The following is a 22,583-nucleotide window of genomic DNA, read 5'->3' on the forward strand; positions in this document are numbered from 1 at the left end:
GCCCCGTCCCTGCTGACCACCGCACGACCTCCGTGCGGACTTGGCTTCGCGCCGTCAGGCCCTGCAGCACGTCGAGGGGTCTTTCGTTTTCCGACCGGCCACCGGCCCCTCACGAGGGGGCTCGGGGACACCGGGAGGCGCGCGGGATGCTGGACAGTGGAGCCGGATTCGTATCCCGGCAACCAACCGAGAAGTACCTACTCCCCGAAACGGAGAACCGACGGCCATGACCGAGGCCAGCAGCCGACCCCACGACAGCTTCCACGTCTTCGACACCACGCTGCGCGACGGCGCCCAGCGCGAGGGCATCAACCTCAGCGTCGCCGACAAGCTGACCATCGCCCGGCACCTGGACGAGTTCGGCGTCGGCTTCATCGAGGGCGGCTGGCCGGGGCCAACCGCGGGACACCGAGTTCTTCGCCCCGCGCCGCCACCGAGCTCGACCTCCAGCACGCCCAGCTGGTCGCCTTCGGCGCCACCCGCCGGGCGGGCGGCCGGGCCGCCGACGACCCGCAGCTGGCCGCGCTGGTCAACAGCGGCGCCCCGGTGGTCACCCTGGTGGCCAAGTCGCACGACCGGCACGTCGAGCTGGCCCTGCGCACCACCCTGGACGAGAACCTGGAGATGGTCCGGGACAGCGTCGAGCACCTCAAGGCCCAGGGCCGCCGGGTGTTCATCGACTGCGAGCACTTCTTCGACGGGTACAAGGCCAACCGGGACTACGCGCTCGCCGTGGTCCGCACCGCCCACGCGGCCGGCGCCGACGTGGTCGTGCTCTGCGACACCAACGGCGGCATGCTGCCCGGCGGCGTCCGGGAGATCGTCGCCGACGTGATCGCCGAGACCGGCGCCCGGCTCGGCATCCACGCCCAGGACGACACCGGCTGCGCGGTGGCCAACACGCTGGCCGCCGTGGACGCGGGCGCCACCCACGTGCAGTGCACCGCCAACGGCTACGGCGAGCGGGTCGGCAACGCCAACCTCTTCCCGGTGGTCGGCGCGCTGGAGCTGAAGTACGACCGCCGGGTGCTGCCCGCCGGGAAGCTGCCCGAGATGACCCGGATCTCGCACGCGATCGCCGAGGTGGTCAACCTCGCGCCCTCCACCCACCAGCCGTACGTGGGCTTCTCGGCCTTCGCGCACAAGGCCGGCCTGCACGCCTCCGCGATCAAGGTGGACCCGGACCTCTACCAGCACATCGACCCCGAGCTGGTCGGCAACACCATGCGGATGCTGGTCTCCGACATGGCCGGCCGGGCCTCGATCGAGCTCAAGGGCAAGGAGCTCGGCTACGACCTCTCCGCCGACCGCGACCTGGTCGGCCGGGTGGTGGCCAAGGTGAAGGAGCAGGAGAACCTCGGCTTCACCTACGAGGCCGCCGACGCCTCGTTCGAGCTGCTGCTCCGCGACGAGGTGCGCGGCAGCAAGGCGCGGTTCTTCAGCCTGGAGTCCTGGCGGACCATCAGCGAGCAGCTGGCGGACGGCAGTCCGGGCAACGAGGCCACCGTGAAGCTCTGGGCCCAGGGCGAGCGGCGGATCGCCACCGGCGAGGGGAACGGCCCGGTGCACGCGCTGGACCAGGCGCTGCGCACGGCGCTGGAGCACATCTACCCGCCGCTGGCCAAGATGGAGCTGGTGGACTACAAGGTCCGCATCATGGAGGGCGCGCACGGCACCAGCTCGCGCACCCGGGTGCTGATCGAGTCCACCGACGGGGTGGCCACCTGGTCCACCGTGGGCGTGGCGGACAACGTGATCGGCGCCTCCTGGCTGGCCCTGGAGGACGCCTACACCTACGGCCTGATCCGGGCCGGTCTCGATCCGGAGAGCTGACCGGACGTCAGGGAGTCGGAAAGGGCCCGCCACGGGGGTGGTGGGCCCTTTTCCGTTCTGGTACTCGCCCGCTCGGGCGGAGCCATCAGCGGAGTCGGGCGAGGAGGGCGTGTTCGACGAGGGTGATGAGGGCGCTCTTGGCGCTGTCCCGGCGGCGTGCGTCGAGGGTGATGATGGGGGTGTCGGGGCCGAGTTGGAGTGCTTCTCGGACTTCGTCGGGGGTGTGGGGCTGGTGTCCGTCGAAGCCGTTGAGGGCGACGACGAAGGGGAGGCCCGAGTTCTCGAAGTAGTCGAGGGCGGGGAAGCAGTCGGCGAGGCGGCGGGTGTCGACGAGGACGACGGCGCCGATGGCGCCGCGGACGAGGTCGTCCCACATGAACCAGAAGCGGTCCTGGCCGGGGGTGCCGAAGAGGTAGAGGATGAGGTCTTCGTCGAGGGTGATTCGGCCGAAGTCCATGGCGACGGTGGTGGTGGTCTTGCCCGCGGTGTGGGTGAGGTCGTCGATGCCGGCGCTGGCGCTGGTCATGACGGCTTCGGTGCGCAGGGGGTTGATCTCGGAGACGGCGCCGACGAGGGTCGTCTTGCCGACGCCGAAGCCGCCGGCGACGACGATCTTCGCGGAGGTGGTGGCGCGGCTGGGGGCGGCCGCGTTAGAGCTTGCGAAGTCCACTGAGGACCCTTTCGAGCAGCGTGACGTCGGGCTGGTTGCCGGATTCGCCGCCGGCAGCGGGCTGGTGGATGGCGACGAGACCGGCCTCGGCCAGGTCGGCGACCAGGATGCGCGCCACTCCCAGGGGGATGTTGAGCAGCGCGGAGACCTCCGCGACGGACTTCACCTCGGTGCACAGCATGCAGATCCGCTGGTGCTCGGGGAGCAGCGAAGCCAGCCGGTCCTGGCTGACATTGGCCGAAACCAGTGCCTCCAAGGCCAGTTCGTAACGCGGCCGGGTGCGGCCGCCGGTCATCGCGAAGGGCCGGATCAGCGGTCCGGACTCCTCCTCGTCGTCGAACTCGTCGGCCTGGCCCGGGTCTTCGGGGTGGTCCTGGTAGGACTCGGAGCCGGAGTAGCCCTGGTAGTCCTGGTAGCCGGGCTGCGGCTGGCGGGCGAACTGCTGCCCGTCGTACGGCTGCTGCTGCTCCGGCAGCCCGTACTGCTGCTGCTGGTCGAACTGCGGTTGCGCGAACTGCGGCTGGCCGTACTGCTGTTGTCCGTACGGCTGACCGTGGCCGACGACGCCGGGAGCTCCGAAGGCGTCATGGCCGGTGCCAGGGTACGGAACGCCGTACTGGCCGCTGCGGTCGTCGGGCGGGGTCACGGTTCCTCTCCTCACAAGGTGCGGCGGTGCGGTGCTGGTAACGATCCTGACGGATCGTCACCCGTTGTGCGAAGGCCGTACAACGCCCGAACCCGGGCCCGCGAGGGCCCGGGGACGGGCAATGAGGTCTTTCGAATACCAGGACGGTATCCGACGAACCGTCAGTGCAGGAGACTGCCCTGGAGTTCCGCGCGCAGCGCGGGGGTGAGAACGGCTCCGGCGCGGTCCACCAGGAGGGCCATCTCGTAGCCCACCAGACCGATGTCGGAGTCCGGCGAAGCCAGCACGGCCAGCGAGGATCCGTCGCTGACGGCCATCAGGAAGAGGAAGCCGCGCTCCATCTCGACCACGGTCTGGTTGACCTCGCCGCCCTCGAAGATCCGGCTGGCGCCGGAGGTGAGGGAGGTGAGGCCGGAGGCGACGGCGGCGAGCTGGTCGGCGCGGTCGCGGGGGAAGCCCTCGGACATGGCGAGCAGGAGCCCGTCGGCGGAGACCACCACGGTGTGGGACACCCCAGGGGTGTTGTCCACGAAATTGGTGATCAGCCAGTTCAGGTTCTGTGCGGCCTGGCTCATCTGGGTCAACTCAACGCTCCTGCTGGTTCGAGCCGCCGAAGAGATCGGTGGTGCTGTCGTGCTGCTGGGGGTCGATCCGGAAACTACCGGTGGCACCCGGGTCGCCGCCCGCGCTGCGGCCCTGCTCGACGCCACGGCGCAGGTTGGTCAGCCGGCCGCGCACCTCCTCGGGGCTGCGGGAGACCTGCGGGCCGTCCTGGGCGGTGGGCTTGGCGTTGCCCGCGACCAGGTTCTGCTTGGGCACCCGGCGCGGCAGGCCCGAGTCGGTGGTGCCGGCGGCGGCCGGCTCGCGGAGCTGGCCGGCCCGCTGCCAGTCGCCGTCGTTGGGCGACTGCCACTCCTGCTGCGGAGCGGCGGTCGGGCCGGTGGGGCCGTAGCCGCCGAGCGCCGACACGTCGTGGCCGCGGTTCTCCTCCGCCGGGGCGGAGGTGTCCTTGGCGCCGGTGAACCAGTTCGGCTTGTCGCCGGGGGCCGGAGCCTCGTCCTGACGGGCGGACGGGAAGCCGCCGCCGGCCAGCTGCTGGCCCGGGCGGCGCTGCGGCAGGCCGGAGCCGAGCAGCGGGCTCGCAGGGGCCGTCGGAGCGGCCGGGGGCAGCGCGGCGGGCTCGGAGCCGTACGGGTGGCCCGAGGGCTCCTCGTAGCGCTCCTGGGCCTGCTGGAAGCCGCCCTGCTGTCCGTAGCCGTAGTCCTGCCCGTACGGCTGGTAGTCGGCCGCGGCCGCCTCCGCGTACTCGGGCTCGGCGTACTCGGTCCGGCCGTACTGCTGGCCGCCGTACGGGGCGTCCTGGTGGTGCGGCTCCTGGTAGCCGTAGGAGTCGGCCGGCGCGTACGGCTGGCCGTACTGCTCCTGGCCGTACTGGTCGCGGCCGTACGGGTCCTGGGCGTACTGGCCCTGACCGAAGGAGTCCTGGCCCTGGCCGTACTGGCCCTGGTAGCCGTAGGCGTCCTCGGCGTACGGGGTCTCCTCGACCTCGGCGTCGATGACCTGGCCGACGTCCTCGGGGCCCGCCTCCAGGGCGGCCCGGCGGCGCTGGTCGAGCCGCTGCGAGCGCTGCATGGACTCCAGCGCGGGGCTGAAGCCGCTGCTGCCGCCGTGGCCGGTCAGGTGGTCGTCGAAGCCGAGCTCGGCCGCGCTGCGGCCCTGGGCCTCCTCCCAGCTGACCTGGCCCTCCTGCTCCGCGAAGATCCGGGAGACGGTGAACTGCTCCTCGGGCTCCGGGGCCAGGGCCATGTGGGTCAGGTGCTGCGGGAGCATCACCAGCGAGGTGGTGCCCGCGGACTCGCCCGAGGGGCGCAGCTGGACGCGGATGTCGTGCCGCTGGGACAGCCGGCCGACCACGAACAGGCCCATGCGGCGGGAGATGGTGGCGTCGACCGTGGGCGGCTCGGCCAGCTTCTCGTTGATCTCGGCGAAGTCCTCGGCGGTGAGGCCGATGCCCTTGTCGTGGATCTCGACCAGCACCCGGCCGTCCGGCAGGCGGGTGGCGTTGACCAGCACCCGGGTCTGCGGGCTGGAGAAGGTGGTGGCGTTCTCCAGCAGCTCGGCCAGCAGGTGGACGAGGTCGGTCACGGCGGCGCCGATGACCTCGGCCTCGGGGATGCCGGCCAGCTCCACGCGCTCGTACTGCTCCACCTCGGAGGCGGCGGCGCGGAGCACGTCGACCAGCGGGACCGGGGTGTTCCAGCGGCGGCCGGCCTCCTCGCCCGCGAGGACGAGGAGGTTCTCGCCGTTGCGGCGCATGCGGGTGGCGAGGTGGTCCAGCTTGAAGAGGTTCTCCAGCTGGTCCGGGTCGGCCTCGTTGTTCTCCAGGTCGGTGATCAGCGCGAGCTGACGCTGGATCAGGCTCTGGCTGCGGCGCGACAGGTTGGTGAAGATCGCGTTGACGTTCCCTCGCAGCAGGGCCTGCTCGGCGGCGAGCGAGACCGCCTGCTGGTGGACCTGGTCGAAGGCGCGGGCGACCTCGCCGATCTCGTCCTTGCCGTGCAGCGGGATGGGCGCGACGGAGGTGTCCACCCGGTCCGGGTCGGTCTTGGAGAGCTTCTCGACCAGGTCCGGCAGACGGTGGTTGGCGATGTCGAGCGCGGCGGCGTTCAGGGTGCGCATGCCGAGGATCATCGAGCGGGCGATCAGGCCGGTGAGCAGACCGGCCAGGGCCAGCGAGACCACGACGATGACCGAGTTGAGGATCATGTCGTTCTGCGCGCGGTTCTTGATGTTCGCGGCGGCGTCGACGACCTCGTCGAGGAGCTTGGACTCGGTGTTGCGCAGCGAGCTGATGTGGCTCGCGGTGGCCTGCTGCCAGTTCGGCGGGTTGAGGCCGGCGTTGGCGGCGGCCTCGGCGGCGCCGTCACTGAGCGTGGAGCTGCTGCTCATGAAGGACAGGCCGAGCACGAGCAGGCCGCTCATGGTGGGCGCGACGTCGGTGCCGGGCATCTTCAGCGCGGCGCGCTGGTCGGCGGAGGCCTGGGCGACCTGGGCGTCCGAGTAGGCGCGGGCGTCCTCGGGCGCGCTGCCGGTGGAGAACTCGTTGAGCGAGACCTGCTCCAGCTTGTTGGCCACGGCCAGCTGCTGGAGGAGCTCGGAGGTCTCCTGCTTGGTGAGGATGTGCTGGCTGGTGCCGACCAGCAGGTTGAGCATCAGCACCCGCTGGGTCGAGGCGGAGGCCTTGGCCAGCGACATGGCGTAGATCGCGCGGCCCTTGCTGGTGACCGTGGAGGAGCCGAAGCCGACCGAGTTGTCGAAGGCCATCAGCGGGGCCATCAGGTTCGAGTAGGCGGCCTGGGTCGCGGTGATGTAGAGCTCGCGCTTGTAGGCGTTCTCGCGCAGGTGCGGCAGGTGCACCGCGAGCTGCTGGAAGGCCTCGTTGCGGCGGGCCAGCAGCGGGTCGTCGGAGACCTCGGCGAACGCGGCCTTGTACGCGGCCAGCGCCTGGTCGGTCTTGGCGCGGCGCTTGGGGACCTCGCCCTGCGGGTCCTGGCCGACCATCAGCGGGATGGCGGTCAGGTCGCGCTCGGATTCCAGGGAGTCGGCCAGCTCGGTGGCGGCCTTGGCGAGCAGCGCGGTCTTCTCGGCGTGGGTCGCCTTGACGAAGTCGTCGAAGGAGCTGTTGACCCGGAGCCCGCCGAAGACCAGGGAGATCACGACCGGGATGAGCAGGATCGCTATCAGGCGGGTGGGCACCCGCCAGTTGCGCGGTGCGAGGAACTCGTACCGGCCGGAACTCCGGCGCTCGTCCTTGGCGTTGGGCTTGGTGGACACCGCGGGCGCGGGAACGGCGGCGGGGGCGGGCCGCTCCTCGGCACTCGGCGCGAACGCCGAGAAACCGCCCGGCTCGTTCTGGCGGGGCTCGGAGCGCCGCTGCTCGGTGACTGGCTGGTTACGCCTCACTCGACAACAACCTCTCTCATCCCCGCTCGCCGCAGCCCGCTGCTGGGTGGAACTGCCAGGGTGACTACGGGGTAGCTGGCATTGGAGCACGTGCGCGGATGCGGGACAAACAGGCATCTGCGCACGTTTTGGTACGTGCAATTCAGACATTCGGTGACTTATCCGGGCTGAATGCTGCGGCACGCAGCCCGGTCGTCACCGAGAGTTACTTTCGATCTTTAAATGCCTATCGAACCGTTATCGGGCCCGCCCAGGCTCTTCATCAGCGCTTCATCAGCGGAGTCGGGCGAGGAGGGCGTGTTCGACGAGGGTGATGAGGGCGCTCTTGGCGCTGTCCCGGCGGCGTGCGTCGAGGGTGATGATGGGGGTGTCGGGGCCGAGTTGGAGTGCTTCTCGGACTTCGTCGGGGGTGTGGGGCTGGTGTCCGTCGAAGCCGTTGAGGGCGACGACGAAGGGGAGGCCCGAGTTCTCGAAGTAGTCGAGGGCGGGGAAGCAGTCGGCGAGGCGGCGGGTGTCGACGAGGACGACGGCGCCGATGGCGCCGCGGACGAGGTCGTCCCACATGAACCAGAAGCGGTCCTGGCCGGGGGTGCCGAAGAGGTAGAGGATGAGGTCTTCGTCGAGGGTGATTCGGCCGAAGTCCATGGCGACGGTGGTGGTGGTCTTGCCCGCGGTGTGGGTGAGGTCGTCGATGCCGGCGCTGGCGCTGGTCATGACGGCTTCGGTGCGCAGGGGGTTGATCTCGGAGACGGCGCCGACGAGGGTCGTCTTGCCGACGCCGAAGCCGCCGGCGACGACGATCTTCGCGGAGGTGGTGGCGCGGCTGGGGGCGGCCGCGTTAGAGCTTGCGAAGTCCACTGAGGACCCTTTCGAGCAGCGTGACGTCCGGCGTTCCGCCCGACTCTCCGGCGGCGGCGGGCTGGTGGATGGCGACGAGACCGGCCTCGGCCAGGTCGGCGACCAGGATGCGGGCGACCCCGAGCGGCACACCGGCCAGCGCGGAGATCTCCGCCACGGACTTGACGTCCCGGCACAGGTTGACGATGCGGGCGTGCTCCGGCAGCAGACCGCCGGTGCGCTCGGCGGCCGTGGTGGTGGAGATCAGGGCCTCGATCGCCAGCTGGTACCGCGGGCGGGTGCGGCCGCCGGTCATCGCGTACGGGCGGACCAGCGGCTGCTGCTCGTACCCGTCGGACTGGCCGCCGTAGCCGCTGCCGTACCCGTTGCTGCCGTAGGAGCCGCCGGGTGTCGGGGGCGGGGTCATGAGGGTCCTCCTGGATGCTCTGGTCAGTTGCCGCGCTTCGGGGTGACGGTCCGTCAGTGCAGCAGGCTGCCCTGGAGTTCGGCGCGCAGCGCGGGGGTGAGAACGGCTCCGGCGCGGTCCACCAGGAGGGCCATCTCGTAGCCCACCAGACCGATGTCGGAGTCCGGGGCCGCGAGCACGGCCAGGGAAGAGCCGTCGCTGATGGCCATCAGGAAGAGGAAGCCGCGCTCCATCTCCACGACGGTCTGGTTGACCTCGCCGCCCTCGAAGATCCGGCTGGCGCCGGAGGTGAGGGAGGTGAGGCCGGAGGCGACGGCGGCGAGCTGGTCGGCGCGGTCGCGGGGGAAGCCCTCGGACATGGCGAGCAGGAGCCCGTCGGCGGAGACCACCACGGTGTGGGACACCCCGGGGGTGCTGTCCACGAAGCTGGTGATCAGCCAGTTCAGGTTCTGTGCGGCCTGGCTCATCTGGGTCAACTCAACGCTCCTGCTGGTTCGAGCCGTAACCGGGGTTGTCCTGCGCGCCGTGCCCCTGCGGGCCGAAGCCGTCGAAGCGCGGCGGACGGGTCGGCATGCCGCCGCCCTGCGAGGCGGCGTCCGCGCCGGCCTGGCGGCCCTGCTGGATGCCGCGGCGCAGGTTGGTCAGCCGGCCGCGCACCTCCTCGGGGCTGCGGGAGACCTGCGGGCCGGTCAGCGGCGACGCCTCGGCGGTGCCGGAGACCAGGTTGGCCTGCGGGGTCCGGCGGGGGAGGCCGGACAGGGTCAGCCCGTCGCTGGAGGGCTCGCGGACCTGCTCCGCGCGGCGCCAGCGCTCGTCGTTGGCGGACGGGCGCCACGGCGCGTCACCCGGGCCCTCCTGGCCGGGCTGGCCCGGCTGCGGGCGGCCCTGGGGCTGCCCCTGCGGCTGGGCCTGGGCCTGCTGCGGGGCCTGCGGGCGCTGGGCCTGCGGCTGGGCCGGAGCCTGCTGCGGGGCCTGGGCCTGGGCCTGGGCCTGGGGCGCCCGGGCCTGGGATGGCGCCTGCGGGGCCTCGGGCCGCTGGGCGGTCCTGGCCGGCTCGCCGAAGCCCGGAGCGGAGGTGCCGGGGCGCTGCGGCTGGTACCCGCGCGGACGGGCCTCCTCGCGGCCGCGGCCCGGCAACTCCTGCCCGGGGGCGGGCTGCTGACGGGGCGTCCGCTGCGGAGCCGGGGCGCCGAAGCCGTCCTCGGGCCGCTGCCACTGCACGGTGTCGTCGAGACCGGGGCCGGTCGGCAGCGCCATCGGCTGGGCCTGCGGGGCCACCTGCTGCTGGGGCTGCTGGACGTGCTGCTGCCCCTGCTGCTGGAACGAGGGCTGCTGCGGCACCGGGTTGGGCACGCTCGGCAGCACCGGCTCGACCAGACCGAGGCCCAGCGGGTCGCGCGGGTCGATCTCGCTGGCCTCGAAGCGCGGACGGGCGAACTGCGCGGTGGACTCCGCCGGAGCCTCCAGCGGGGCCGGGGCCTGCTGCTGGAACATCTGCGGCTGGGCCTGCTGCGGGGCGGGCGCCTGCTGCTGACCGGGGCCGGACGGACGGCCCTGCGGCTGCGGACGGCGTCCGGCCTCGGGGTGGCCGGCCCGGCCGTGCTGCGGCTGCTCGTTCCAGCCCTGGGCACCCTGGCCGGCCGGCTCGGGGCGCGGACGCTCCTGGCCGAAGCCCGGCTGCGGCTGGCCCTGGCCCGGACCGCGGCGGGGGAGCCCCGCACCCGGAGCGCCCTGGCCCGGCACGCCCTGAGCGGGAGCGCCCTGACCGGGAGCACCGGCGCCCGGGGCACCCGAGGCGCCCGGAGTACGGCGCGGCATCAGGCCCTCGGCCGGGTTCTCCCGGGAGGGCTGGCCCGCGTCGCGGGTGGGCAGGCCGCCCGCGGGGGCGCCGGCGGCGGGGCCGCCGAAGAGGTTGGGGGAGCCACCGGGCGCACCGGCCGGGGCACCCGGACGGCCTCCGCCCTGCGGACCCTGGCCGAGCTGCGGCCGGCCGGCCGGAGCACCGCCGGGGCGGCCCTGCGAGCCCTGCGGGCCCTGGCCGAGCGCGGCCGCGCCACGGCCGGCCAGCGCCTCGGCGGCACCGGGACGGCCCTGCTGACGCGGCGTCGGACCGACCCCGCGCTGCGGCGCCTTGCCCGGCCCGCCCGGACGGCCGCCGCCCCGGCGGTCGCCGGAGGTGGTGACGTCGAGCGGGAGCATGACGAGGGCGGTGGTGCCGCCGGAGTCGCTGGGGCGCAGCTGGATGCGGATGCCGTGTCGCAGGGACAGGCGGCCGACCACGAAGAGGCCCATGCGGCGGGAGACCGAGACGTCGACGACCGGGGGGTTGGCGAGGCGCTCGTTGATGTCCGCGAGGTCGTCGGGGGAGAGGCCGATGCCGGTGTCGTGGATCTCGATCAGCACCCGGCCGTCCGGCAGCGCGTGGCCGGTCACCCGGACGCGGGTCTGCGGGCTGGAGAACGAGGTCGCGTTCTCGAGCAGCTCGGCGAGCAGGTGGACGAGGTCGTTGACGACGCGGCCGGCCACCTCGGCCGACGGCACCGAGGCCAGCTCGATGCGCTCGTACTGCTCCACCTCGGAGGCGGCGGCGCGGAGCACGTCGACCAGCGGGACGGGGCGGGTCCAGCGGCGGCCCGGGTCCTCGCCCGCGAGGACGAGGAGGTTCTCGCCGTTGCGGCGCATGCGGGTGGCGAGGTGGTCCAGCTTGAACAGCGAGGCCAGCTGGTCCGGGTCGGCCTCGCGGCTCTCCAGCTCGGAGATGAGCGAGAGCTGACGCTGGATCAGGCCCTGGCTGCGGCGCGAGAGGTTGGTGAACATCGCGTTGATGTTGCCTCGCAGCAGCGCCTGCTCGGCGGCGAGGCGGACGGCCTCGCGGTGCACCATGTCGAAGGCGTGCGCCACGTGGCCGATCTCGTCCGCCGAGTCGACGCCGACGGGTTCGACGGTGACGTCGACGTCGTGCGGGTCGCTCTCGGAGAGGGTCTTGACCAGCTCGGGCAGCCGCCGCTCGGCGACGTCCTCGGCGGCGACCTGCAGACGGGTCAGCGAGCGCACCATCGAGCGGGCCACCAGGGCCGCGCCGGCGATGGCGACGATGAGCACGACCGCGATCAGCGCGCCGTTGACCAGCGCCTGGGTGTCGGCCTCGTCCTGGAGGTCGCCGGCCCGGCCGTCGAGGTCCTCGAGCAGCTTCTTCTCGATCTTCTGCTCGGCGGTGATCTTCGCCGTGGCGCTGTCGTACCAGTCCTTGTAGCCGCGGGACTCGGTCTGCTTGATGCCGTTCGGGTTGAGGACGGCCTTGCTGTACCGGTCCGCGTTGGCGATCTCCTGGTTGCGGGTCAGGCCCTGGCGCAGCACCTGCGCCTCGGAGTCGCCGTAGATGGCGGTGAAGTTGGTGAGGGCGTTGTCCTCGGAGGTCTTCAGGCGGATGCCGAAGGTCTCGTCGGAGGAGGACAGGTCCGGCCCGAGCGGGTTGGCGAGCGCCGCGCTGATCAGCGCGCGCTGCATCGAGGTGTTCTCCTTGGCCAGCGAGAACTGGTAGAGCGCACGGGTGATCTTGACCAGCTCGGTCGAGTTGGACGCGATCGCGATGTCCTGCGTGATGGAGAGCAGGTTCTTGATGATCACGTCGTAGTTGGTGATCGTCGCCTGGATGTTCTTGTGGTCCGTGTAGGCGTTGCTACGGGCCTCGGAGAGCTGGTTGAGGTCACGGCGGACCTGGAGCAGCAGGGCCTTGCCACCGGCGAGGTCGAGGTCGTCGAAGTTGTCCGCGCTGGCCGCGAAGGCCTTGCTCAGGGTGTCCGAGACCTTGCGGGCGTTGGCGACGTCGTCGTCCTTGGCGCGCTCGGGACCGCCGTTGGTCAGCGGGCCGGCGCTGAGGTCGCGCTCGGTCTGCAGGGCGTTCGCCAGGTCGGTGGCCTTGCGGGCCAGGTCGGCCAGGTTGGCCATCTGCGAGAGCTGGTGCGAGTTGTCCAGCGAGGACTGCACGCGCAGACCGCCGAGCGCGAGGGCGACCACCACGGGGAGGAGCAGCAGCGCGATCAGGCGCGTGCGGATCTTCCAGTTGCGCATGGCGAACCGGCTCAGACCGGTGGCCCGGCGGCGGGTCAACGAGGTGCGCAGGCGGGAGCGACCGCTCGGCTTCTCGTTCTGATCGGTGCCTTCGGCACCGTCCTGCGGCTCGGGCTCGCCGCCGCCGACTATCTGCTCACCGGGGCCCGTGAGCGGCGCTGCCTGGTGGGGGCCTGCCACGGGCTCACGCGACTCCGGGTCTCCCGCGGCGCCGCTGCCCCTCTTGAAACGTCCCTGCACTGGCGTCGCAACCTCTGGACCGGGCGCCCCTTCCCGCTGGCACGGTCAGGGGCGGTGTCGAGTTTTTCCGTCGCATTCCAGCACAGCGTGGGAACTCCAACAAGGGGCGTTACCTGTCGGTGTCCTAGACCACCCAGCGCGCGCACCGTCTCACTGACTGTGCGGTAACAGGCCGGGAATACGGCGCTTTTCGGACACTCGCCCGATACATGCCAAGTCAGCCCTCGATGGCGCGATGCGGAGGAGCTCCCGAAATGTCCGAGATACGGATTTTGAGGCGATCTCCGCAGGCCCGTGAAATGTCCATGATGCGGCATTTCCCCGGCAATTTGTGAGCAAAATCACAGCGGAATGTATAGCTAAGATCACGGCGCCTGTGGAAGAAGATCGGCTCCCCTCCGGGGTGGACCGTCTACCCTTGTGCGCTGTGCCAGGCGTCAGCCTGCCCGGAATCACCCCCGCCGACTCCTGTGGATCGGCCCCGAACCCAAGGTGTGACGCAATGTCCCAGCTCCCGAACGGCTCGACCGCCAACCCGCGCCGGACCACGCTGGCCTCGGTCGCCGACTTCGGCCAGCTGCTCGGCTCCCCGGCCGACCGCGCGGTCGAGTACGCCTCCGAGCTGCCCGCCAGCACGGCCAACCCGCGCCGCACCGTGCTGATGACCGCCCCGGCCCCGCGCCTGCCGCAGGACTGACGAGCGCTCACTCCCGACCCGAGGGGCGCCGGACCGCCATCAGGCGGTCCGGCGCCCCTCGCGTCATATCCTGGGAGCCGTTCCAGACAGGGCCCGGTCAGGCCGGTGCCCGACCGACCGAGAGGCTCTCCACCGTGCGCATTGCCAGGTTCTCCGTCCGGGAAGGCAGCCCTGCCGCCGGCAGCGTCTCCTTCGGTGTGGTCGAGGGCGATCCGGCCCAGCCCGAAACCCTGGTGGTGCACGCCCTGGCCGGCCACCCGATCGTCTCGCTCCAACTGAGCGGCGAGAGCTACCGGATGCAGGACATCCGCCTGCTCTCCCCGATCCTCCCCAACAAGGTGGTCGCGGTCGGCCGCAACTACGCGGCGCACGCGGCCGAGCTGGGCCACGAGGTCCCGGACGTCCCGCTGACCTTCTTCAAGCCGTCCACCTCCGTGATCGGCCCCACCGAGGCGATCGCGTACCCGCCGTTCTCCTCCGACGTCCAGCACGAGGCAGAACTGGCCGTGGTGATCGGCCGGATGGGCCGCGAGGTCCCGGTGGACCGGGTCCCCGAGGTGATCTTCGGCTACACCTGCGCCAACGACGTGACCGCCCGCGACGTCCAGCAGCGCGAGGGCCAGTGGGCCCGCGCCAAGGGCTTCGACACCTCCTGCCCGCTCGGCCCGTGGATCGAGACCGAGCTGGACCCGAGCGACCTGGCGATCACCTGCACCGTCAACGGCGAGCTCAAGCAGGCCGGCCGCACCTCCCAGATGGTCCGCTCGATCGCCGAGCTGATCGCGCACATCTCCGAGGCCATGACCCTGCTCCCCGGCGACGTCATCCTCACCGGTACCCCGGCCGGGGTCGGTCCGATCCAGGTCGGCGACGAGGTCGCCGTCACCGTCGAGGGCATCGGCACCCTCTCCAACAAGGTGGTCAAGCGTGGCTGACACCGCCCTGGACCCGACCGTCCGGGTCCGCTTCTGCCCCTCGCCGACCGGCAACCCGCACGTCGGCCTGGTCCGCACCGCCCTCTTCAACTGGGCCTTCGCCCGCCACCACGGCGGCACCCTGGTCTTCCGGATCGAGGACACCGACGCGGCCCGCGACTCCGAGGAGTCCTACGAGCAGCTGCTGGACGCCATGCGCTGGCTCGGCTTCGACTGGAACGAGGGCCCCGAGGTTGGCGGCCCGCACGCCCCCTACCGGCAGTCCCAGCGGATGGGCATCTACGCCGAGGTGGCCGACAAGCTGCTGGCCGGCGGCCACGCCTACCGCTGCTACTGCTCCACCGAGGAGCTGGACGCCCGCCGCGAGGCCGCCCGCGCGGCCGGCAAGCCCTCCGGCTACGACGGCCACTGCCGGGAGCTGACGCAGGAGCAGACCGCCGCCTTCCTCGCCGAGGGCCGCGCGCCGATCGTCCGCTTCCGGATGCCCGACCGCACCATCGCCTTCGACGACCTGGTCCGCGGCACCCTCAGCTTCGAGCCCGAGAACGTGCCCGACTACGGCATCGTCCGGGCCAACGGCGCCCCGCTCTACACCCTGGTCAACCCGGTGGACGACGCCCTGATGGGCATCACCCACGTGCTCCGCGGCGAGGACCTGCTCTCCTCGACGCCCCGTCAGATCGCCCTCTACGCCGCCCTGGCCGAGATCGGCGTCGGCAACGGCACCACCCCGCGCTTCGGCCACCTGCCGTACGTGATGGGCGAGGGCAACAAGAAGCTCTCCAAGCGCGACCCGCAGGCCAGCCTCAACCTCTACCGGGAGCGCGGCTTCCTCCCCGAGGGCCTGCTCAACTACCTCTCCCTGCTGGGCTGGTCGCTGGCCGAGGACCGGGACCTGTTCTCGATGGACGAGCTGGTCGCCAACTTCGACATCGCCAAGGTGAACTCCAACCCGGCCCGCTTCGACCTCAAGAAGTGCGAGGCGATCAACGCGCACCACCTGCGCGAGCTGGCCCCCGAGGACTTCGTCCGCCGCCTGGTGCCCTACCTCCAGGCCCCCGGCCTGCTCCCGGCCGAGCCCACTCCCGCCCAGCTCGACCTGCTGGCGAAGGTGGCCCCGCTCACCCAGGAGCGGATGGTGGTGCTCTCCGAGATCGTCACCATGGCCGGCTTCCTCTTCGTCGACCCGGCCGACTTCGCGCTCGACCCGGACGACGCCGCCAAGGTGCTGACCCCGGACGCCCGCCCGGTGCTGGAGGCGAGCATCGCGGCCCTGACCGCGCTGCCCGACTTCACCCCCGACCCGATCCAGGCCGCCCTGCGGGAGGCCCTGGTGGACGGGCTGGGCATCAAGCCCAAGTTCGCCTTCACCCCGCTGCGCGTCGCGGTCACCGGCCGCCGGGTCTCCCCGCCGCTCTTCGAGTCGATGGAGCTGCTCGGCCGCGAGGAGACGCTGCGCCGTCTGGGAGCCGCCCTGGACGCCGTCCCGACGGCCTGACCGGCCGGTGCCGGGGGGCTGCGTGACCAGCCGCGCAGCCCTCCGGCACCCTGCCTGCGGTTATGGATTTTGGAGCAGGGCCGGGAGTCGGGTAATGTTCTTTCTGCGCCGCCCGGGAGGGACAGGGCGAGGGACCAGAAGCCTCGTCAGGAAGCAACCAAGCGGCCGCAACGCCGAGTGAAACCCCGTCAGGGGCTCAACTCTGGTGGGGTATGGTGTAATTGGCAGCACGAGTGATTCTGGTTCATTTAGTCTAGGTTCGAGTCCTGGTACCCCAGCGCAGTACGAGCAAGACCCAGCAGTACAAGCCCCCGTTGTGTAGCGGCCTAGCACGCTGCCCTCTCACGGCAGTAGCGCCGGTTCGAATCCGGTCGGGGGTACGCACCACAAGAGAACAAGCCCCCGTTGTGTAGCGGCCTAGCACGCTGCCCTCTCACGGCAGTAGCGCCGGTTCGAATCCGGTCGGGGGTACCAGATCCTCTCCACTGTCCCCGTCGGACGAGTTCGCAACCCCGGCACGGACGAAGCACAGGATCGCCAGTTTGCCCCCGTTGTGTAGCGGCCTAGCACGCTGCCCTCTCACGGCAGTAGCGCCGGTTCGAATCCGGTCGGGGGTACCAGAGCGAAAGGCCGGTGGGCTTCACAGCCCACTGGCCCGATGCTTTGTTGGGGTATGGTGTAATTGGCAGCACGAGTGATTCTGGTTCATTTAGTCTAGGTTCGAGTCCTGGTACCCCAGCCAGTGAGAAGCCCCGGATATCCGGGGCTTTTTTGCATTTCCGGGCGAATGCGCGGACGAAACGAGAACGGCCCCCTTCCGGGGGCCGTTCTGCATTTCGGACGGATGCTCGGCGGTCAGCCTCTGCGGAGGGCTTCGGTGAGGCGGTTGGCGGCCTCGATGATGGCCTGGGCGTGCAGGCGGCCGGGGTGGCGGGTGAGGCGCTCGATCGGGCCGGAGACCGAGACGGCGGCCACCACGCGGTTGGAGGGGCCGCGCACGGGCGCGGAGACGGAGGCCACGCCGGGCTCCCGCTCGCCGATGGACTGGGCCCAGCCGCGGCGCCGGACGCCGCTGAGCGCCGTCGCGGTGAACCGGGCGCCCTGGAGGCCGCGGTGCAGGCGCTCGGGCTCCTCCCAGGCCAGCAGGACCTGGGCGGCGGAGCCGGCCTTCATCGGCAGTGTGGAGCCGACCGGGACGGTGTCCCGCAGGCCGGACAGCCGCTCGGCGGCGGCCACGCAGATCCGCATCTCGCCCTGGCGGCGGTAGAGCTGGGCGCTCTCGCCGGTGACGTCGCGCAGGTGCGTCAGCACCGGCCCGGCGGTGGCGAGCAGGCGGTCCTCGCCCGCCGCTGCGGAGAGTTCGGCGAGCCGGGGGCCGAGGATGAACCGGCCCTGCATGTCCCTGGTGACCAGGCGGTGGTGTTCGAGTGCGACGGCGAGACGGTGGGCCGTGGGGCGCGCCAGACCGGTGGCGGCGACCAGCCCCGCCAACGTGGCGGGGCCCGACTCCAGTGCGCTGAGCACCAGAGCGGCCTTGTCGAGAACGCCGACGCCGCTAGTGTTGTCCATGCCCTAAGACTGCAGTCTCAGTCCGCGAGACGCAAGTTCAATTTCCCGAGAAACGCGCCACTCTTGGTGGAGCAGCCCGGAAGACACCCAGGATCCAGCCTTACCAGGCTGTCCACATCCTGGACAACAGAGACGAGCGGCCGGCAACGCGGCCGGCTGGAGGGAATCCGATGGGACGGACACTTGCGGAGAAGGTCTGGGACGACCACGTCGTCCGGCGCGCGGAGGGCGAGCCCGACCTGCTCTACATCGACCTGCACCTGCTCCACGAGGTGACCAGCCCGCAGGCCTTCGACGGCCTCCGGCTGGCCGGTCGCAAGGTCCGCCGGACGGATCTCACGATCGCCACCGAGGACCACAACACCCCGACGCTGGACATCGACAAGCCGATCGCCGACCCGGTCTCCCGGGTCCAGCTGGAGACGCTGCGGAAGAACGCCGAGGAGTTCGGCGTCCGCATCCACTCGCTGGGCGACGTCGAGCAGGGCGTGGTGCACGTGGTCGGCCCGCAGCTGGGCCTGACCCAGCCGGGCACCACCGTGGTCTGCGGCGACTCGCACACCTCGACCCACGGCGCCTTCGGCGCGCTGGCGTTCGGCATCGGCACCAGCCAGGTCGAGCACGTGCTGGCCACCCAGACGCTGCCGCTGGCCCCGTTCAAGACCATGGCGATCACGGTCGAGGGCGAGCTGCCCGAGGGCGTCACCGCCAAGGACCTGATCCTGGCCATCATCACCAAGATCGGCACCGGCGGCGGCCAGGGCTACGTCCTGGAGTACCGCGGCTCGGCGATCCGCAGCCTCTCCATGGAGGCCCGGATGACCATCTGCAACATGTCGATCGAGGCCGGCGCCCGGGCGGGCATGATCGCCCCGGACCGCACCACCTTCGACTACCTGGAGGGCCGTCCGCACGCCCCGAAGGGCGCCGACTGGGACGCCGCGGTGGAGTACTGGTCCACCCTGGCCACCGACGAGGACGCGGTCTTCGACGCCGAGGTGTTCATCGACGCCGCCGCGCTGACCCCCTTCGTCACCTGGGGCACCAACCCGGGCCAGGGCGCGCCGCTGGGCGCCAACGTGCCCAACCCGGAGGACTTCGAGGACCCGCAGGAGCGGACCGCCGCGGAGAACGCCCTCAAGTACATGGGCCTGGAGGCCGGCACCCCGCTGCGCGAGGTCAAGGTGGACGCCGTCTTCGTCGGCTCCTGCACCAACGGCCGGATCGAGGACCTGCGGGCCGCCGCGGCCATCCTGGACGGCCGTCAGATCGCCGACGGGGTAAGGATGCTGGTCGTCCCCGGCTCCGTCCGGGTCGCGCTGCAGGCGGTCGAGGAGGGCCTGGACAAGGTCTTCACCGCGGCCGGCGCCGAGTGGCGGCACGCCGGGTGCTCGATGTGCCTGGGCATGAACCCCGACCAGCTGGCTCCCGGCGAGCGCTGCGCCTCCACCTCGAACCGCAACTTCGAGGGCCGGCAGGGCAAGGGCGGCCGCACCCACCTGGTCTCCCCGCAGGTCGCCGCGGCGACCGCCCTGGTGGGCCGCCTGGCCGCGCCGTCCGACCTGTCCGACCGCGCTTCTGTGGAGGTCTGAGCGCCATGGAGAAGTTCACCACGCACACCGGCCGGGCCGTCCCGCTGCGCCGCAGCAACGTCGACACCGACCAGATCATCCCGGCGCACTGGCTGAAGAAGGTCACCCGCTCCGGCTTCGAGGACGGCCTGTTCGAGGCCTGGCGCAAGGACGAGACCTTCGTCCTCAACCTGCCCGAGCGCCAGGGCGCCTCGGTGCTGGTGGCCGGCCCCGAGTTCGGCACCGGCTCCTCCCGCGAGCACGCGGTCTGGGCGCTCCAGAACTACGGCTTCCAGGCCGTGATCTCCTCGCGCTTCGCCGACATCTTCCGGGGCAACTCGCTGAAGAACGGCCTGCTCACCGTGGTCCTGCCGCAGGAGACGGTCGAGCGGCTGTGGGCGCTGACCGAGGCCGACCCGACGGCCGAGATCACCGTCGACCTGGAGGCCAGGGAGGTCCGCGCCGAGGGCGTGACCGCCTCCTTCGAGTTGGACGACAACGTCCGCTGGCGCCTGCTCAACGGCCTGGACGACATCAGCATCACGCTCCAGAACGAGGGGGACATCTCCGAGTTCGAGGCGACCCGACCCTCCTTCAAGCCGCGTACCCTGCCGGTCGCCTGAGGCTCCGAAACCTGACGCTCCACCGGATGCCCACCCCTCTCGAGGGGTGGGCCATCCGTCTGTTCCGGGCCCGAGTTGAGCTCCGGATAAAACCCCCGCGCAGCGCAACTCCGCACAGATGGCACAATCGTTGCATGCACCGGCACCATGAACCTCCGTACGGGGATGGCGAACCCGCCGCCTCGGAGGGGATGGACACCCCGGAAGTCGCCGCGCTGTACGCGCTGGTGGCCGAGCGGTTGAAGCTGGCACACGACCGCGTTCATGCGCTGAACGTGTCAACCGAGGCAAAGACCGCTCTCACTCGTCAGCTCTTGATCGTCACCGAGACCGCCAAGCGTGATCTCCCGGGGCGGCAAGGAGGTTGGCGCGCTTTGTCCAAGACCTCGACGAGGGCACCCGCCGCTCGGATGAGGCGCCGAACGCGCAAATCCATTGCGACACTAGGGTGATTCGCGCGTTGGTAATTGAAACTCCGCAGATACATACCTAACGTGCGAAAAGACGGATGGAATCATCCGGCGCCCGTTTCCGAAGGGGAAGACGTGAACAAGGCTCAGCTTGTCGAAGCGGTGGCCGAGCAGCTGGGCGGTCGCAAGGCTGCCGCAGAGGCCGTCGACGCAGTGCTCGACACCATGGTGCGTGCCGTCGTGGCGGGTGACCGCGTGTCGGTCACCGGCTTCGGCACCTTCGAGAAGGTCGACCGCTCCGCGCGGTTCGCCCGCAACCCGCAGACCGGCGAGCGCGTCAAGGTCAAGAAGACCGCCGTCCCGCGCTTCCGCCCGGGCCAGGGCTTCAAGGACCTCGTCGCCGGCAGCAAGAAGCTGCCGAAGGACGGTCCGTCGGTGAAGAAGGCCCCCAAGGGCTCCCTCACCCCGGGCAAGACCGGCACCACCGCCGCGGTCAAGCGCGCCGCCACCAAGCGCGCCACCACCGCCGCTGCCGCCGCTCCGGCCAAGCGCACCGCCGCCAAGAAGACCACGGCGGCCGCCGCCGCTCCGGCCAAGAAGACCGTGGCCAAGAAGACCACCGCCACGGTCGCCAAGAAGGCCACCGCGGTCAAGAAGACGGCTGCCGCCACCAAGGCCGCCGCGACCAAGGCCACCGCCACCAAGACCGCTGCGGCCAAGAAGGCCACCCCGGTCAAGAGACCACCGCGGCCAAGGCCACCCCGGCGAGAAGACCACCGCCGCGGCCAAGAAGACCACCGCGACCGCGAAGAAGACCGCGCCGGCGAAGAAGACCACCGCGCGCAAGACCACCTCGCGCCGTTCCACCGCCAAGTAATTCCTGGCGGAAGGTCAGCCGACGGCGGGTCAACTGCCGTGAGCCGTGGCGGCTCGCATCCGGGGAATCCCCGGAAGCGGGCCGCCACGGCTCTTTCGTGCCCGGAGGCGGCTACGACTCAGGATTCCTGACGGACGATCGGGAGTTCGTAGGTGATCTCCCAGCGCGAGTCCGGGTGATGACCAGGTCGGCGGTCTCCACGGCCCGGCCGTCGCCGTCGAGGTGGGTGCGCTCGATCAGCGTCACCAGGTCCCCCGGCCGAGACGCCGAGCAGGACCGCCTGCTGCGCGGTGGCCCGGGCCGGGCGCGTTCGCTCCACCGCGCGCTCCACGTTCACCCCGATCGCCGCCATCCGCCGCACCACGCCCTGGCCGGCCAGCGGGCCGTACTCGGGGCAGATCACCGGCGAGCCCTCGGTGACGACATCGGCTCCCAGCTGTCGGCCAGCAGCACGGGCTGACCACCGATCAGGTACTCGTAGGCGGTGTGCACCGTCGGGGCTCCGGGTTCGACCCCGAGGCGGGCGGCGGTCGTGGGCGGGGCCGGGACGTTGGTGGAGGTGCTGGACTCCCAGCTGCCCTCCTCGCCGGTCTCCCCGAGCTGGGCGCGGAACGAGACCGGGGCGCCGACCCGGGAGCGGAGCATCGGACGCCGCACCACCGGCTGCCGGACGTAGGTGCCGGAGCCCGCGCGGCCGGCCAGCAGCCCCTCGGTGATCAGCACCTCCTGGGCCCGCTGCAGCACGTTCTCGCCGACGTCGTACTCGACCGCGAGCTTGGCGCGGGACGGCAACCGCTCGCCGACCTGCCACTCTCTCCGGCCGACGCGGGCGCGCAGGTCGTCGGCGACGCGCTGGTACTGGCGCTCAGCAGGTGACATCCGGACGCTCCCCGGCGGCAGGCACGACCCTGCCGTTCGACAGGGCGGGTGAATCAGCGTTGACAATCTAATGCATCAGGTGGAATCTAATTGTTTAGATTTACTTTGCGTGACCAGCTGCTCGCGGGGAGAGTCGTTGCGTGCGAACCACCAGGGTGTTCGACCTCGCCCATCGCCTGGCCGTGACCACGGGGGCCGGGCGAGGTGTCCGCCTGCGGGACGGTGGTTGGCGGGTGTCCGTGGTGCTGCCCGGGGACCTCGGCGTCGAGGCGCAGCTCGCGGTGCTGGACCTGTTGGCCACCGCCGACCGGTTCGGTCACGACCGCACGGACGAGGCCCAGGGGTCTGGGCCGAGATCGACCACGAGCAGGGGAGCACCACGTGACCGGCCCGACGCCGTCGTACACCGTCGAGATCGAGGACGTCACCGCACCCGCCGTCTTCGCGCGGCTCCCGGACGCCCTGGCGGCGCTCTGGGAGGCGCTCAGGGTGCTGCCGCTGGGTGGACCCAGTACGAGGCGTACCGGTACTTCCTCGGGCCGGGGGCGGTCGATCGGGTGACCGAAAGCCTGGAGCGGGACGGTGAGTTGAGGCTCAGCTTCGCGATGGGCGGGCGCTCGCACCTGGTGTCGGTCGGGGTGCTGCGGGACTGAGCGTCAGGCCTGACCCTCGACGGGGTCCGGGAAGGTCTGGAGTGGTGAGGAAGACGACGCGGCGGGTGTCGCCGGTGCCCTCGGTGCGGATGCGCAGGCGCTGGCCGGGGCGGAGCAGGCGCAGGCCGCCGGCGTCGAAGGCGGCGGCGTCGAAGGGGACCGGGTGCCGTCGTCGAGGAGGACG

The 22,583-nt window shown here is 71.4% G+C and carries 17 protein-coding genes, 5 tRNA genes and 2 pseudogenes; 14 read left to right on the forward strand and 10 right to left on the reverse strand.

Features of this window, described 5'->3' with window-relative positions; translation table 11 throughout:
* Positions 1–226 precede the first annotated feature (226 nt).
* Positions 227–1,833 (forward strand): annotated as a pseudogene (gene cimA / locus ABD946_RS34195) (citramalate synthase).
* A gap of 85 nt (positions 1,834–1,918) precedes the next feature.
* Here cimA and ABD946_RS34200 read toward each other — a convergent pair.
* The 8 genes from ABD946_RS34200 to ABD946_RS34235 form a co-directional block, all read right to left on the reverse strand.
* Positions 1,919–2,503, reverse strand: a complete 585-nt coding sequence (locus ABD946_RS34200; RefSeq protein WP_263103541.1) for a GTP-binding protein — start codon at positions 2,501–2,503, stop codon at positions 1,919–1,921.
* The gene (locus ABD946_RS34205; RefSeq protein WP_345289557.1) at positions 2,484–3,149 is read right to left on the reverse strand and encodes a DUF742 domain-containing protein; all 666 of its coding nucleotides are present in this window, start codon (positions 3,147–3,149) and stop codon (positions 2,484–2,486) included. Before ABD946_RS34205 ends, ABD946_RS34200 begins: the two co-directional genes overlap by 20 nt.
* A 161-nt stretch (positions 3,150–3,310) precedes the next feature.
* Positions 3,311–3,724, reverse strand: a complete 414-nt coding sequence (locus ABD946_RS34210) for a roadblock/LC7 domain-containing protein (RefSeq protein WP_073926035.1) — start codon at positions 3,722–3,724, stop codon at positions 3,311–3,313.
* 10 nt (positions 3,725–3,734) lie between these two features.
* Entirely contained in the window at positions 3,735–7,112 is a 3,378-nt protein-coding gene (locus tag ABD946_RS34215) for a sensor histidine kinase (RefSeq protein WP_345289558.1), read from the reverse strand.
* Between the two features lie 273 nt (positions 7,113–7,385).
* Entirely contained in the window at positions 7,386–7,970 is a 585-nt protein-coding gene (locus ABD946_RS34220; RefSeq protein WP_263103541.1) for a GTP-binding protein, read from the reverse strand.
* Positions 7,951–8,376, reverse strand: coding sequence for a DUF742 domain-containing protein (locus ABD946_RS34225; protein WP_345289559.1), 426 nt, complete (start codon positions 8,374–8,376; stop codon positions 7,951–7,953). Before ABD946_RS34225 ends, ABD946_RS34220 begins: the two co-directional genes overlap by 20 nt.
* A 53-nt stretch (positions 8,377–8,429) precedes the next feature.
* Positions 8,430–8,843 carry a roadblock/LC7 domain-containing protein gene (locus ABD946_RS34230; protein ID WP_345289569.1) on the reverse strand — a complete coding sequence of 138 codons (414 nt, stop codon included), beginning with the start codon at positions 8,841–8,843 and terminating at the stop codon, positions 8,430–8,432.
* A 10-nt stretch (positions 8,844–8,853) separates the two neighbouring features.
* Positions 8,854–12,627 carry a sensor histidine kinase gene (locus tag ABD946_RS34235; protein WP_345289560.1) on the reverse strand — a complete coding sequence of 1,258 codons (3,774 nt, stop codon included), beginning with the start codon at positions 12,625–12,627 and terminating at the stop codon, positions 8,854–8,856.
* Between the two features lie 562 nt (positions 12,628–13,189).
* Between ABD946_RS34235 and ABD946_RS34240 the strand changes: the two genes are divergently transcribed.
* The 8 genes from ABD946_RS34240 to ABD946_RS34275 all read left to right on the forward strand — a co-directional run bounded on the left by ABD946_RS34240 (position 13,190) and on the right by ABD946_RS34275 (position 16,559).
* Complete coding sequence (locus ABD946_RS34240) at positions 13,190–13,384, forward strand: hypothetical protein (protein ID WP_345289562.1); 195 nt, start codon at positions 13,190–13,192, stop codon at positions 13,382–13,384.
* A 134-nt stretch (positions 13,385–13,518) separates the two neighbouring features.
* On the forward strand, positions 13,519–14,319 hold the full coding sequence (locus tag ABD946_RS34245) for a fumarylacetoacetate hydrolase family protein (RefSeq protein ID WP_345289563.1): 801 nt from the start codon (positions 13,519–13,521) through the stop codon (positions 14,317–14,319).
* Positions 14,312–15,817: a glutamate--tRNA ligase gene (gltX, locus tag ABD946_RS34250; RefSeq protein WP_345289564.1), complete on the forward strand. Its 1,506-nt coding sequence runs from the start codon at positions 14,312–14,314 to the stop codon at positions 15,815–15,817. Before ABD946_RS34245 ends, gltX begins: the two co-directional genes overlap by 8 nt.
* A 206-nt stretch (positions 15,818–16,023) precedes the next feature.
* Positions 16,024–16,095: transfer RNA gene (locus ABD946_RS34255), tRNA-Gln, on the forward strand.
* Between the two features lie 29 nt (positions 16,096–16,124).
* A tRNA-Glu gene (locus ABD946_RS34260) sits at positions 16,125–16,197 on the forward strand.
* A gap of 18 nt (positions 16,198–16,215) precedes the next feature.
* A tRNA-Glu gene (locus ABD946_RS34265) sits at positions 16,216–16,291 on the forward strand.
* 70 nt (positions 16,292–16,361) lie between these two features.
* Positions 16,362–16,437: transfer RNA gene (locus ABD946_RS34270), tRNA-Glu, on the forward strand.
* A gap of 47 nt (positions 16,438–16,484) precedes the next feature.
* Positions 16,485–16,559: transfer RNA gene (locus ABD946_RS34275), tRNA-Gln, on the forward strand.
* A 113-nt stretch (positions 16,560–16,672) separates the two neighbouring features.
* Here ABD946_RS34275 and ndgR read toward each other — a convergent pair.
* Positions 16,673–17,386 carry an IclR family transcriptional regulator NdgR gene (ndgR, locus tag ABD946_RS34280; RefSeq protein ID WP_030275730.1) on the reverse strand — a complete coding sequence of 238 codons (714 nt, stop codon included), beginning with the start codon at positions 17,384–17,386 and terminating at the stop codon, positions 16,673–16,675.
* 170 nt (positions 17,387–17,556) lie between these two features.
* Here ndgR and leuC point away from each other — a divergent pair, with 170 nt between their 5' ends.
* From leuC to ABD946_RS34300, 4 genes are all read left to right on the forward strand, one after another.
* On the forward strand, positions 17,557–18,978 hold the full coding sequence (gene leuC, locus ABD946_RS34285; RefSeq protein WP_345289565.1) for a 3-isopropylmalate dehydratase large subunit: 1,422 nt from the start codon (positions 17,557–17,559) through the stop codon (positions 18,976–18,978).
* Between the two features lie 5 nt (positions 18,979–18,983).
* A complete protein-coding gene (gene leuD / locus ABD946_RS34290; protein ID WP_345289566.1) occupies positions 18,984–19,580 on the forward strand; it encodes a 3-isopropylmalate dehydratase small subunit in 597 nt (198 codons plus the stop codon).
* 191 nt (positions 19,581–19,771) lie between these two features.
* Positions 19,772–20,032, forward strand: coding sequence for an SCO5555 family protein (locus ABD946_RS43330; RefSeq protein WP_486334116.1), 261 nt, complete (start codon positions 19,772–19,774; stop codon positions 20,030–20,032).
* 93 nt (positions 20,033–20,125) lie between these two features.
* The gene (locus ABD946_RS34300; protein WP_425558770.1) at positions 20,126–20,998 is read left to right on the forward strand and encodes an HU family DNA-binding protein; all 873 of its coding nucleotides are present in this window, start codon (positions 20,126–20,128) and stop codon (positions 20,996–20,998) included.
* Here ABD946_RS34300 and ABD946_RS34305 read toward each other — a convergent pair.
* Positions 20,986–21,746, reverse strand: a pseudogene (locus ABD946_RS34305) (GntR family transcriptional regulator). The gene ABD946_RS34300 and the pseudogene ABD946_RS34305 overlap by 13 nt on opposite strands.
* 381 nt (positions 21,747–22,127) lie before the next feature.
* Between ABD946_RS34305 and ABD946_RS34310 the strand changes: the two are divergent.
* Positions 22,128–22,307 carry a hypothetical protein gene (locus ABD946_RS34310; RefSeq protein ID WP_345289567.1) on the forward strand — a complete coding sequence of 60 codons (180 nt, stop codon included), beginning with the start codon at positions 22,128–22,130 and terminating at the stop codon, positions 22,305–22,307.
* The last annotated feature ends 276 nt before the right edge of the window (positions 22,308–22,583 follow it).

The sequence above is a fragment of the Kitasatospora albolonga genome (assembly GCF_039535905.1).
GTDB lineage: Bacteria > Actinomycetota > Actinomycetes > Streptomycetales > Streptomycetaceae > Kitasatospora > Kitasatospora albolonga.